The organism is Tenacibaculum maritimum NCIMB 2154, assembly GCF_900119795.1.
Lineage (GTDB): Bacteria > Bacteroidota > Bacteroidia > Flavobacteriales > Flavobacteriaceae > Polaribacter > Polaribacter maritimus.
Map to the genome: position 1 here is coordinate 2,993,045 of NZ_LT634361.1, position 12,733 is coordinate 3,005,777.

Genomic DNA, 12,733 nt, shown 5'->3' on the forward strand with positions numbered 1-12,733 from the left:
TTCATACCCTCTATTATCTTAAACTTATACATATTTCTTATACAGGAAATTTTATAATGTAGCTAACTTTAACCCCATCCATCCATTCATTTTAACCTACCTTTGCAAAAAACACTATCAATGCAGTTTAAAGAGCTACCCTTAGACACATCTATTTTAAAAGCAATTACTGAAAAAAGATACCATACCGCTACTCTAGTACAACAGTGTGCAATCCCACTTATACTTAACAAAAAAAATGTAATTGTAACTGCTCAAACAGGTACTGGAAAAACAGCCGCTTTTGCTTTGCCTATTATCAATGAGCTATTAGAGGAACAGAACTCAGAAAAAGGGCAAAAAAAAATAAAAGCGTTGATTGTTACCCCTACTCGAGAACTCGCTATTCAAATTGACAAGAACTTTAACACCTATGCGAAGTACACTAACCTAAGAACTACTGCTGTTTTTGGAGGTACCTCACTAGCTCCTCAGAAAGACCTCTTAAATAAAGGTATCGATATTCTTACTGCAACACCTGGTAGGTTAATTGATTTATACAAACAAGGTTCTATAAACCTAAACTTTGTAAAAACAATTGTTTTAGATGAGGCTGACTTAATGTTAGACATGGGATTTATAAGCGACGTAAAAAAGATAGAGGCCCTTTGCCCTCCTAAAAAGCAAACGCTACTATTTTCTGCAACCATGCCTGAAAAGATAATTGAATTAACTACTGCTATCATCAAAAATCCTGAAAGAGTCATCATTTCTCCAACAGAAACTACTTCTTCAAATATTGGTCAGTTACTTTATCATTTGCCTAAAAAGAATAAAACAGACTTATGTTTACACCTACTCCGCAACATGATACACGGGCGCATTATTATTTTTCGTCGCACGAAATTTGGAGTAGATAAACTTACACAAACATTGTTAAAAAACAACTATAAAGTAAGTAGTATTCATGGAGATAAAACACAGGCTATTCGTAACAAAGCTATCGAAGATTTTAAATCTAAAAAGGCTACGATCTTAATAGCTACTGATGTTGCTGCTAGAGGGATTGATATTCCTAATGTAGATGCTGTTATTAATTTCGATATGCCAAACATACCTGAGACTTATGTTCATAGAATTGGAAGAACTGGTAGGGCTGGAAAATCTGGTATCTCCTTATCATTTTGTAGCCCTGATGAAAAATTATACATAGAGCATATTGAAGCTTTATTACAAAGAACTATTAAAGTTATAAATGACCACCCTTATCCATTAAGCAAACCTAAAAAAATAAAGAAACAACCGAATACTATTAGCAAGCATAAAAAAGGGCGCAAATCATCAGCCTCTAAAAAAAAGAAAAAACGTTGGTACTAAAACATTAACAAATGCATATAGATAATATTCCCGAGATTTATTTAGAAGATCAAGCAACCACCCCAGATCTTTTTGCCTATGACTTTAAAATGACTCAAGACAGCATTAAAACTAAAGTCAACCTAAACATGCATATGTTCAGCTTTTTACAAACAGGGAAAAAGCAAGTCCATTTTGCAGGCACCTCTGTTTTAGTTAACAACCAACAATCACTGCTCATAAAAAAAGGAAACTGCCTATGGAGCGAACTATTAGGCGATAATGCAATTTACTTTTGCAAACTTTTATTTTTTTCAGAAAAAAAACTACGAGAATTTTTAAATAAACATAATATTTTAGAAGAAAAAAGCCAAAAAGAAGCTTCTTTTTTCGTTATCGAAAACGACGCCTATATCACCTCCTATTTAAATTCCTTATCTTCTATTGTTTCGAACACTTCGGTATTCATAGAAAACTTATTAGCTATTAAATTTGAAGAACTCATGCTATATCTTATTAATAAATATGACGAGACTTTTAAATCTTATCTATATTCTTTAATTTCCAAGCAAACTTCCGCTTTTCAAAAAACAATAGAAAAAAATATTTATGCTGCTTTAACCTTAGAGGAAATTGCCTTCTTATGCAATATGAGTCTCTCTACATTTAAAAGACACTTCATCAAAGAGTATAACGTTTCCCCTGGAAAATGGCTTAGAGAAAAACGCTTACTAAAAGCAAAGGAGCTACTCGAAAAAGACGGATTAAAATCCTCAGAAATTTACCTTCAATTCGGATACAATAACCTTTCTAATTTTAGCAATGCTTTTAAAAATAGATTCGGAATAAATCCTACAGATATTAAATAACGCTCCAATTAAAAGACCTTTTTTCACAACTTACTGAGCTAGATTCGTAACCTAAAAATATTACTTCTACCCTACCTTTGCTATCTAAATAAAAACAACGTCTAAAAGTAAAAATATAATGAATATTACGTTAACACAAGCAGAAAAAATTATTGACATTGCAAAATCAAAGTCAGTAGAATTGAACACTAAAATGAATATTGCTATTGTAGATGCAGGAGCTAATCTAGTAGCTTTTGTACGTATGGATGGGGCATGGCTAGGATCTTTAGATATTGCTATCAAAAAAGCAAAAACAGCTCGATTTTTTGATATGAACACAGGAATTATAGGCGAATTATCTCAACCAGGAGGGGCGCTATTCAATATTGAGCATTCTAACAATGGTTTAATTACTTTTCCTGGAGGAGTACCTATTAAAGATGCAGAAGGCAATATTATTGGAGCAATAGGTGTAAGCGGTAGTAGTGTAGAAAATGATCATGAGGTAGCTCAAACTGGAGCTAATGCTATTTAATGTAAATTCTTAAAAAAGAACAAGAGCAGCATTGAGTTGCTCTTTTTTATTTATAAAAACATGTAACTTTCTTAAATACAATTATTTTTAAGCTCCCCAACGATAAATTAGTTCCTAATCACTTCCACATTACAGAAATCAGTCGGTTTAATTACTAAAAATTTTATCGATTGTGGAGGAGTTATAAGAAAAGAGGAAATAGCCAACTTCCAACTATGAGAAGCAACTGACTATACTCATAAACTCGCCCCTAAAAAACTAGCTTAAATTATACAATTATCAGGAAAAACATTAAAAACACCTAATGTAGAAGCACAAGTAGAATATCAAACAGATACTATTGGAAAATACGGAATTGATTTCAACGGTGTTAATTTTCTTTTAACTACAAAACAAACAAGCTTGCTTAGCTAAAGATGATTGTGGGACTCCAACTAAAAAAACAAAATCAATGCGATCCTAACTCAGGATGCTGTTAATCAACCTCTGTATTTCATTGGTAAATGAACCACCTTTTTAGTTTCAAAAAACTCTTCCTTAAAAAAGTCCGACAAATTATAAATAGTGGCTTTTGGAAAATGCTGTAATTCTTCTACTAAATCTCCTCCTTTTAAATATAAAATTCCATTTTTTAAATCGTGTTGCTGTTTTTTATGCACTTTATTCTTTACCCAACGTTCAAAAGTCTCCATCTGCGCAACCGCTCTACTTACAATAAAGTCATACGTATCCTTCACCTCTTCAACACGCCCATGAGTCGTCCTAACATTTTTCAATCCTAAACCCTCAACTACCTCGTTTACGACCTTTATTTTCTTTCCAATAGAATCCACTAAGTGAAAATCTGTTTCAGGAAACAAAATTGCCAAAGGAATCCCAGGAAACCCTCCTCCAGTACCTACATCCATTACCTTTGTTCCTGCTTTAAACTGCATCACCTTTGCAATACCTAATGAATGTAATACATGACGCAAATACAGTTCATCAATATCTTTCCGAGAAACAACATTTATCTTCAAATTCCAATCTTTATACAACTCTTTAAGTTTAGAAAATTGTGCCAATTGAACTTCACTAAGGCCATCAAAGTATTTTAAAAGTATATCCATGAGTTTTGAAAATTTGTTTGCAAAAATAAAAAACTAATCACGCCAATAGATATTTATTAAACAAAAGATCTACATATCGTTAAAAACTTCGATTTACACAGTAGCGATGAGATAAAAACGTTTACTTTTGTAATATATAAATCATTTATCATGAAGACTATAAACTTCTCAAGAACAGATAAAGCTAAGTTTTTCAGAACTTTAAATAAACGCGTAAACGCTTATTTTAAAGAAAACAATATAAAAAGGACAGGAAATTGGAAGCTATATTCTAAGGCTATTTTAATGTTTGCTATTTTTTTAGTTCCATTTATTTTAATATTAACAGTAACTATGCCTAGCTGGGTCTTATTAATACTAACCATTCTCATGGGAGTTGGTATGGCAGGCGTAGGAATGAACGTAATGCACGATGCTAATCATGAATCCTTTTCTACTAAAAAATGGGTCAATAAACTAATGGGAAGTAGTATATATATCCTTGCAGGAAATGTATATAACTGGAAAGTACAACATAACGTATTACATCATACTTATACCAATATTCAAGACCACGATGAAGACATCGACGCTGGCAGAATCATTAGATTTTCTAAACATGCAAAGTGGTTATGGATTCATAAATTCCAAAAATATTATTCTATTTTTTTATATGGCTTACTCACTATTAATTGGGCCATAACTACCGATTTCAAACAAATGCGCAGGTATTTAAAAAGAAAGCTTTCTTACGGAAAATTTCCTAATCCTACTACAGAATGGACAAAACTAGTTATTTCTAAAATAGTGTATTATTCTCTATGGATCGTTTTACCTATTTTGGTTTTAAATATAGCTTGGTGGAAAGTAGTAATTGGTTTTTTTATAATGCACTACACCGCTGGTATCATTTTAAGTGTTGTTTTTCAATTAGCACACGTGGTTCCTACTACAGAGATGCCTTTGCCTGATGAAAATGGAAACATGAAAAATACATGGGCCATACACCAATTGCACACTACCGCTAATTTTGCTCCTAAAAATTGGTTAATCAACTTTTATACAGGTGGTTTAAACCACCAAGTAGAACATCATATTTTTCCTCATATTTCTCATATTCATTATAATAAACTTGCTAAAATCGTAAAAGAAACCGCCAAAGAATTCAATCTTCCTTATAATGAATACAAAACTACAAGGCGCGCTATCATAGAGCATTTTAAACACCTTGCAGAACTAGGAAAACAACCTAAATTAGCATAACATAAACAACATAAACACAAATGCCACACCCGTTATCTAACAGAATTAACAGTTTACCTGTTTCTCAAACTTTAGCCATGGCTGCTAAAGCTAGAGAGTTAAAAGCTGAAGGAAAAGACATCATCAGCTTAAGTTTAGGAGAACCTGACTTTAACACTCCAGATTTTATTAAAGAAGCTGCTATTGAAGCGATCCATCAAAACTATAATTCCTATACTCCTGTAGATGGATATGCCGAATTAAAAGAGGCTATTTGCACCAAATTCAAAAGAGACAATAACCTTACCTATTCTCCTAATCAAATTGTTGTTTCTACAGGAGCTAAGCAATCTATCGCTAACATTGCTCAAGTTTTATTAAATCCTGGAGATGAAGTTTTATTACCAGCTCCTTATTGGGTAAGCTATTCTGCTATCGCCACTTTATGCGAGGCAGTTTTTGTAGAGATTCCTTCTTCTATTGAAAATGATTTTAAAATTACTCCCGCTCAATTGGAAGCTGCGATTACTCCTAAAACAAAAATGATTTTCTTTAATTCTCCTACTAATCCAAGTGGTAGCATTTACACAGAAGCCGAATATAGAGCTTTAGCTACGGTATTAGAAAAGCACCCACAGATATACGTCTTATCGGATGAAATATATGAGCATATAAACTATGGTGAAAAACCTTTCAGTTTTGCTGCTATAGAGAGTATGTATGACAGAACTATTACTGTAAATGGCTTAGCAAAAGCTTTTGCCATGACAGGTTGGAGAATTGGTTATATTGGAGCTCCTCAATGGATTGCCAAAGCATGTACAAAAATGCAAGGACAAATTACTTCAGGAACAAACTGTATTGCACAGCGTGCAGCAATTACAGCAGTATCCGCTTCTCCTGAAAAAATACAATATATGGTTGATGAATTTAGAAAACGTAGAGATATTGTTTTAGAATTATTAAAGGCTGTTGACGGATTCAAATTAAATGTACCAAAGGGAGCTTTCTACATTTTCCCTGATATTTCTTATTTTTTTGGAAAAACTCTTAAAGGTAAAAAAATAAACAACGCGTCTGATTTCTCAATGCTCCTCCTAGAAGAAGCCAATGTAGCAACCGTAACAGGAGATGCTTTTGGCGCTCCAAACTGTATTAGATTATCTTATGCAGCCTCTGAGCTTCAATTAAGAGAAGCTGTTAAACGAATCAAAGAAGTGGTAAGTTAATTGTATCATACACAAAACTCACTCAAAAAAACCTCATAGATTTTTCTATGAGGTTTTCTTTTTTATACAAATTATGTACAATCTCATACTTTATTGCAATCTATTAGCTTCGTAAAGCACTGAATATATCCTTTCCTTTCTTATTTTGCTCAACAAGAAAAACATTTCTTCTCTTACTTTTATACCGAAGCGTATTCATAAACCAGCTTAAAACTTAAGCTTCTTGAGCTTTTTCACTTTCTTTTTTTTAGCTTTTTTCAGATACAGCACTTTTTTATTATAATCTATAAAAGCTTTACCCTCTTCAAGAATATCTGCTCCTATAATTCCATGAACCTCTTCCGCTTCATGCCTCATCAAAGCAGCGTTCACATGCTTTAAATCAAACAACACTAAATTACACTGTTTTGTTTTCCACTTTCCTATTTTCAATAAATTACCTTCTGATTTCTGAGTTTCCATATCAGTAGCACCTGCTCCAGCAGCTTTTACTTCACTTTCTTCTGAAACCAAATTAAAATGGGTTATCAAATCCAATCCTACACACGAATTTGAAGCTCCTGTATCTAAAATAAACCTTCCTTTCACTTTATTAATCTCTGCACTCAACTCTAAATGATTTGTTACCATTTTCTTCAATTTAATCTTAAGGTATTTCTTTTTTGATAATACTTTTTTCAAGCTTGCCATTTTCCAGTACTTTTGCGGTTTGTTTAACAAAAATACATTATTAGAAAAGAAATCACATACTCTATCTAAAAAATGAATTTAACTTATAGTAATTAAATTATCTCCTATCAGATAAGCTTTATTTTTTTGATAGAATTATTCAAATAGCAAAATATGATTACCGATACACATACGCATTTATATTCAGAGCAATTTAACGACGATAGAAGCCAAGTGATACAACGCGCAAAAGATGTTGGAGTTTCTCGGTTTTTTATTCCTGCCATAGACAGCTCTTATACAGAAAGCATGTTAGCATTAGAAAGAAATCATCCTGATGATGTTTTTTTAATGATGGGGCTCCACCCTACTTCTGTAAAAGAGAACTATAAAGAAGAACTGGCACATGTAAAAAAATGGATTCATCAGCGTAATTTTTATGCTATAGGTGAAATTGGAATTGATTTGTACTGGGATACCTCTTTCTTAAATCAGCAAAAGGAAGCTTTTAAAACTCAAATACAATGGGCCAAAGAAAAAAAACTTCCAATTATAATTCACTGTCGAGATGCTTTTGATGAAATTTTTGAAGTATTAGAGAGTGAAAAAGGAGAAGATCTTCATGGAATATTCCATTGTTTTACAGGAACTCTCGCCCAAGCAACACAAGCTATTTCATACAATATGAAACTAGGTATCGGGGGAGTAGCTACTTTTAAAAATGGCAAAATAGACCAATTTTTGCATGAAATTGACATCAAGCATATTGTTCTAGAAACAGATGCTCCTTACTTAGCTCCAACTCCTTACAGAGGAAAAAGGAATGAAAGTGCTTTTATAACCCAAGTCATAGAAAAATTAGCTACCATTTACAATCTTACTTTCAATGAAGTTGCTGAAATAACCACTAAGAACTCTAAAGAGGTTTTTGGAATTTAATCTTTATATATCATTTCATTTTTCAAAACCTACCTTTATCAAGTAGTTTTAAAATTGAGATGATACTTCTTTTAAAATCAAAAAAACAACTGTAAAAAATTATTAAAAAAACACTATCTTTCTACAAGAAAAAAACAACTAGTTCATTTCTTGGAAATTCAAACCACATACTATAAAACCCCTATTGGGTTTGCTAAAATTACTGGCAATAAAGACGGCATACAAACTGTTTCCGTTTTAGACGCCATTCCTAACACATTCAAAACAACACCTAAGGAAATTGCATATGAGCTCCAAGAATGCGTTACGCAATTGGATGAATATTTTAAAGGAAAGCGAATTCAATTTAACCTAAAACTTAACCCTCAAGGCACCTCCTTTCAACAAAGAGTATGGAAAGAGCTACTGAATATTCCTTACAACAAAACAAAAAGTTATTTAGAACAAGCAAAATCTTTAGGAGATATAAAAGCTATTAGAGCTGTAGCTTCTGCAAATGGTAAAAATCCTATTTGGATTATCATTCCTTGCCACCGTGTAATTGGATCCGATGGTTCTTTAACAGGATATGCTGGAGGTATTTGGCGCAAAAAATGGCTATTAGCACATGAAAACCCCGTAAAACAACAAGCACTCTTTTAATTTAAATTCCGCTTTTCAATAAAAAACTTTTTTAATAAAAAACTACATTCCTCTTCCAGCACCCCTTTCACAACCTTGGTTTTAGGATGCAACTTTGTGCCTAAAATACGATACCCTAATTTAGGTTCACTTGCTCCATACACAATTTTACCCACTTGTGTCCAATAACTAGCCCCTGCACACATTTGACAAGGTTCCAAGGTAACATATAACGTACATTTTTTCAAGTATTTCCCCCCTAAAAAATCAGCAGCAGCAGTAAAAGCCTGCATCTCGGCATGTGCAGTAACATCATTTAAAGTTTCTGTAAGATTATGAGCTCTCGCTATAATTTTATCTTCAAAAACAATGACAGCACCTACTGGAACTTCCCCTTTATGAAAGGCCACCTCAGCTTCTTTCAGTGCTCTTCTCATAAAATAATTATCATCAAAAGGAATTATTCTTTTATCCATTTTTCGAAATTCTTTTTTCTATATATTTTTCTACTATAGTCGGATTATTCTTACATTTTTTAAGTTGCTCAAAAACGTCATTGCTCTTAACAAAACCGCTTTGAATGACTTTAAAATACAAGCCGCTTCTTGTTGTATTCCAAAATTGCTTTACGATTTTCATATCACCAAATCTGACCCCTAATTTCATGCAAGGTTGGCGGGGTTTAGTAACCTCTAAAATTGCTCCTCCTACCTTATAAATAGCTCCTATATGAATCATTGTTTCATCCAAATCATCAATAGTCAAATTTTCCCCAAACATTCCTAAACTCCAATCTAAATCAGGATACAATTCTTTAAAATAATTATAATGCTTCAAAGAATATCCATAAACAGCCTGTTCTATTCCTCCATGATGTACCCTATCTACAACATCATCTTCAAGAACATTTTCAGCATCTAAAAAAATGGGAATTTCCACAGGATACTTAAAAATACCCGTCGTTACTATTTTTCCTTTCCAGTTAATTTCCTTTTTCTTTCCGATATTTGTTGAAACGATTTTCATTCTAAAGTATATTTTTGCAAAGTTAGCCAAATAAAATAGCTATTTTTGCTCAAAATTTTGATTTGAAATTAATTAACACCTCCAATAATAAAAAAGTATATTTTGCTTCCGATCAGCATTTAGGTGCTCCTACCAGTGAAGCTAGTTTTCCTAGAGAAAAAAAATTTGTTGAATGGCTTGACCTTGTTAAAAAAGATGCGGAAGCTATTTTTATTTTAGGCGATTTATTTGACTTCTGGTTTGAATATAAAACGGTAGTTCCTAAGGGATTCGTAAGAGTTCTTGGAAAACTCGCAGAAATTAGAGATAGTGGAATAGCTATTCATTTCTTTGTTGGAAATCACGATTTATGGATGCATGATTACTTTCAAAAAGAATTGAACATTCCTGTATATCATAAACCACAAGAATTCTTTATAAACAATAAAGTCTTTTTAATTGGGCATGGAGATGGACTAGGACCTCATGACAAGGGATATAAAAGAATGAAAAAGGTTTTTACTTTTCCTCTTTTCAAATGGATGTTTAGATGGTTACATCCTGATATTGGAGTTAGAATAGGCCAATATATGTCTGTAAAAAACAAGCTAATTTCAGGTGATGAAGATGCTAAATTTTTGGGAAATGAAAAAGAATGGCTAGTACAATATTGCAAAAGAAAACTAGAAAGCAAACACTATGATTATTTTGTGTTTGGCCATCGTCATTTACCTCTAGAGATAGCTCTAAAAAACAACAGCACCTATGTTAATTTAGGAGATTGGGTGAATTATTTCACCTATGCTTCTTTCGATGAAAACAATATGAATTTGACAAAATTCAACTGATTATCAACCTCTAAAACCTGAAAACATAAGCTTCTTTAACCTAGTTTTAACAATAAAAAATTTATTATTATTGTAGCTTTGTTATTCTTAAAAAAATAAATACGTAATAGATATAGAACATTATGGATGTAGACGTAAGAGCAATTAATGAAAAAATAGAAAGAGAAAGTGCTTTTGTTGATTTATTAACAACCGAAATGAACAAGGTTATTATTGGACAAAAGTATATGATAGAACGCTTACTCATCGGATTATTAGGAAACGGGCATATTTTGTTAGAAGGAGTACCTGGTTTGGCAAAAACCTTAGCCATTAATACCCTTTCAAAAGCTGTTCAAGGTAGCTTTAGTAGAATTCAATTTACCCCAGATTTATTACCTGCTGATGTTATAGGTACCATGATTTATAACGTAAAAGAGAATGATTTTTCTATTAAAAAAGGACCTATTTTTGCAAATTTCGTGTTAGCAGATGAAATAAATCGTGCCCCTGCTAAAGTCCAATCAGCTTTATTAGAGGCTATGCAAGAACGCCAAACTACTATTGGTGATACTACTTTTAAACTAGATGAACCTTTCTTAGTAATGGCTACTCAAAACCCTGTTGAACAAGAAGGGACGTACCCACTACCAGAAGCTCAAATGGATCGTTTTATGTTAAAAACAGTTATTGACTATCCGAATTTAGCTGATGAGCAAATTATCATGCGTCAAAACTTAAGTGGCAGTTATTCAAAGGTAAATCCTGTAGTTTCTATGGAGCAAATAATAAAGGCTCGTAAGGCTGCAAATGAAGTATATATGGATGAGAAAATAGAAAAATACATCCTTGATATCATTTTTGCCACTCGTTATCCTGAAAAATATAATTTATCACAATTACGTCCTTTAATTAGTTTTGGATCTTCTCCTCGTGGAAGCATCGCTTTAGCAAAAGCAGCAAAATGTTACGCTTTTATCAAACGCAGAGGGTATGTAATTCCTGAAGACGTAAGAGCTGTTGTAAACGACGTACTTCGACATAGAATAGGCATTACTTATGAAGCTGAAGCTGAGAACATTTCTTCAATTGATATTATCAATTCCATTATTAATGAGATTGAAGTTCCTTAGCAATTAAAGACTCCAATAGTAAAAAGAAAAAAAAGTCCTTCAACTAACCCCCTAACAATGAATTATCAATTAATAACTTATAAAACGTTAATAGGAACCAAGGAAATTGTTAAAATCCCAAAAAGAAAAAGCGCAGAATGGATTGTTTATAAAAACGGAAAACCAGCTTTTCATGTAAACTGTTTTGATTTAAAAACAGAATCTAATATTATTATGAACGGATTGGTTTTATGTCCACAAAAAACAATACAAGAAGTTATTAAAAACATTGCTAAAAAGAATGATGTAAAACTATCTATTGAAAAACCACCTATTATTGCTTTAAAAAAAACAATAGAAACTAAAGAATTAGTATTACCACCATTGCCAGAAGCATGGTTAAACTAAACAATGGAGACTAAAGAATTACTTAAGAAAGTTCGTAAAATTGAGATTAAGACACGTCGTTTGTCTAATCATATTTTTGGAGGAGAATACCATTCTACATTTAAAGGCCGTGGTATGACCTTTTCGGAAGTTCGTCAATATCAATATGGAGATGATATCCGAGCTATTGACTGGAATGTCACTGCCAGATACAATGAACCTTATATCAAAGTTTTTGAAGAAGAGCGAGAGTTAACGATGATGTTAATGGTTGATATTTCTGGTTCTGAATTCTTTGGAACAACGAATCAATTCAAAAAAGACACCATTACTGAAATTGCAGCGACATTGGCTTTTTCTGCTATTCAAAACAACGATAAAGTCGGGCTTATTTTATTTTCTGATACTATTGAATTGTATATTCCTCCTAAAAAAGGAAAAAGTCATGTATTACGAATTATCCGTGAGTTAATAGAGTTTTCTCCTAAAAGCAAGAAAACGGATATTGGTATGGCTTTAAAATTCTTGTCTAATGTTATGAGGAAAAGGGCTATTGTTTTTATGCTCTCTGATTTCATAGATGATAATTATGAGCGTAATTTAAAAATTATCGGAAGTAAACACGATTTAACTGGCATTAGAATTTATGATAAGCATGATGAAGAAATCCCTAATATGGGAATGATTCCGATGCTAGATGCTGAAACTAACAACATCCGTTTGGTAAATACCGCTTCAAAAACAACTCGAAATCAGTACAAAGCCAATGCTTTAAGATTGGCTGATTATTTTACGAAAAATTTTAAACGAAGTGGTGCTGGTACAATTAATATTCGCGTTGATGAAAGTTATGTAAAAAAACTATTAGGCTATTTCAAGCATAAAGGATAAAA

The 12,733-nt window shown here is 32.4% G+C and carries 15 protein-coding genes and 1 pseudogene; 12 read left to right on the plus strand and 4 right to left on the minus strand.

From position 1 onward, the window contains the following. Positions 1 to 120 precede the first annotated feature (120 nt). The 4 genes and pseudogenes from MARIT_RS13370 to MARIT_RS15995 all read left to right on the plus strand — a co-directional run bounded on the left by MARIT_RS13370 (position 121) and on the right by MARIT_RS15995 (position 3,200). The gene (locus tag MARIT_RS13370) at positions 121 to 1,356 is read left to right on the plus strand and encodes a DEAD/DEAH box helicase (protein WP_100211771.1); all 1,236 of its coding nucleotides are present in this window, start codon (positions 121 to 123) and stop codon (positions 1,354 to 1,356) included. 11 nt (positions 1,357 to 1,367) lie between these two features. Then, a complete protein-coding gene (locus MARIT_RS13375) occupies positions 1,368 to 2,204 on the plus strand; it encodes a helix-turn-helix domain-containing protein (RefSeq protein ID WP_100211772.1) in 837 nt (278 codons plus the stop codon). A gap of 118 nt (positions 2,205 to 2,322) precedes the next feature. Next, positions 2,323 to 2,721, plus strand: coding sequence for a GlcG/HbpS family heme-binding protein (locus MARIT_RS13380; protein WP_100211773.1), 399 nt, complete (start codon positions 2,323 to 2,325; stop codon positions 2,719 to 2,721). Positions 2,722 to 2,801: 80 nt separating this feature from the next. After that, positions 2,802 to 3,200, plus strand: a pseudogene (locus MARIT_RS15995) (DUF6428 family protein). Here MARIT_RS15995 and rsmG read toward each other — a convergent pair. Continuing rightward, positions 3,201 to 3,830, minus strand: a complete 630-nt coding sequence (gene rsmG / locus MARIT_RS13390) for a 16S rRNA (guanine(527)-N(7))-methyltransferase RsmG (RefSeq protein WP_100211774.1) — start codon at positions 3,828 to 3,830, stop codon at positions 3,201 to 3,203. 150 nt (positions 3,831 to 3,980) lie between these two features. Between rsmG and MARIT_RS13395 the strand changes: the two genes are divergently transcribed. Both MARIT_RS13395 and MARIT_RS13400 read left to right on the plus strand, forming a co-directional pair. Then, complete coding sequence (locus MARIT_RS13395; protein WP_100211775.1) at positions 3,981 to 5,072, plus strand: fatty acid desaturase family protein; 1,092 nt, start codon at positions 3,981 to 3,983, stop codon at positions 5,070 to 5,072. Between the two features lie 20 nt (positions 5,073 to 5,092). Then, a complete protein-coding gene (locus MARIT_RS13400; protein ID WP_024740886.1) occupies positions 5,093 to 6,280 on the plus strand; it encodes a pyridoxal phosphate-dependent aminotransferase in 1,188 nt (395 codons plus the stop codon). Between the two features lie 207 nt (positions 6,281 to 6,487). Here MARIT_RS13400 and MARIT_RS13405 read toward each other — a convergent pair whose 3' ends face one another. Then, positions 6,488 to 6,970 carry a retropepsin-like aspartic protease gene (locus tag MARIT_RS13405; protein ID WP_024740887.1) on the minus strand — a complete coding sequence of 161 codons (483 nt, stop codon included), beginning with the start codon at positions 6,968 to 6,970 and terminating at the stop codon, positions 6,488 to 6,490. A 153-nt stretch (positions 6,971 to 7,123) separates the two neighbouring features. On the opposite strand from MARIT_RS13405, the gene MARIT_RS13410 reads away from it, so the two are divergent. Both MARIT_RS13410 and MARIT_RS13415 read left to right on the plus strand, forming a co-directional pair. Continuing rightward, the gene (locus MARIT_RS13410; protein ID WP_024740888.1) at positions 7,124 to 7,888 is read left to right on the plus strand and encodes a TatD family hydrolase; all 765 of its coding nucleotides are present in this window, start codon (positions 7,124 to 7,126) and stop codon (positions 7,886 to 7,888) included. Between the two features lie 156 nt (positions 7,889 to 8,044). Beyond that, a complete protein-coding gene (locus MARIT_RS13415; protein WP_024740935.1) occupies positions 8,045 to 8,530 on the plus strand; it encodes a methylated-DNA--[protein]-cysteine S-methyltransferase in 486 nt (161 codons plus the stop codon). Here MARIT_RS13415 and MARIT_RS13420 read toward each other — a convergent pair. Both MARIT_RS13420 and MARIT_RS13425 read right to left on the minus strand, forming a co-directional pair. Continuing rightward, positions 8,527 to 8,985 (minus strand): nucleoside deaminase, encoded by a 459-nt coding sequence (locus MARIT_RS13420; protein WP_038025475.1) that lies wholly within the window; start codon positions 8,983 to 8,985, stop codon positions 8,527 to 8,529. The two genes, MARIT_RS13415 and MARIT_RS13420, sit on opposite strands and share 4 nt — an antisense overlap. Further along, the gene (locus tag MARIT_RS13425) at positions 8,978 to 9,535 is read right to left on the minus strand and encodes an MOSC domain-containing protein (RefSeq protein WP_100211776.1); all 558 of its coding nucleotides are present in this window, start codon (positions 9,533 to 9,535) and stop codon (positions 8,978 to 8,980) included. Before MARIT_RS13425 ends, MARIT_RS13420 begins: the two co-directional genes overlap by 8 nt. Positions 9,536 to 9,597: 62 nt before the next feature. Here MARIT_RS13425 and MARIT_RS13430 point away from each other — a divergent pair, with 62 nt between their 5' ends. The 4 genes from MARIT_RS13430 to MARIT_RS13445 all read left to right on the plus strand — a co-directional run bounded on the left by MARIT_RS13430 (position 9,598) and on the right by MARIT_RS13445 (position 12,731). Then, positions 9,598 to 10,362: a UDP-2,3-diacylglucosamine diphosphatase gene (locus tag MARIT_RS13430; RefSeq protein WP_162288617.1), complete on the plus strand. Its 765-nt coding sequence runs from the start codon at positions 9,598 to 9,600 to the stop codon at positions 10,360 to 10,362. 122 nt (positions 10,363 to 10,484) lie between these two features. Further along, complete coding sequence (locus MARIT_RS13435) at positions 10,485 to 11,474, plus strand: AAA family ATPase (RefSeq protein ID WP_100211777.1); 990 nt, start codon at positions 10,485 to 10,487, stop codon at positions 11,472 to 11,474. Positions 11,475 to 11,531: 57 nt separating this feature from the next. Further along, a complete protein-coding gene (locus tag MARIT_RS13440; RefSeq protein WP_100211778.1) occupies positions 11,532 to 11,861 on the plus strand; it encodes a hypothetical protein in 330 nt (109 codons plus the stop codon). A gap of 3 nt (positions 11,862 to 11,864) precedes the next feature. Next, the gene (locus MARIT_RS13445) at positions 11,865 to 12,731 is read left to right on the plus strand and encodes a DUF58 domain-containing protein (protein WP_024740940.1); all 867 of its coding nucleotides are present in this window, start codon (positions 11,865 to 11,867) and stop codon (positions 12,729 to 12,731) included. The last annotated feature ends 2 nt before the right edge of the window (positions 12,732 to 12,733 follow it).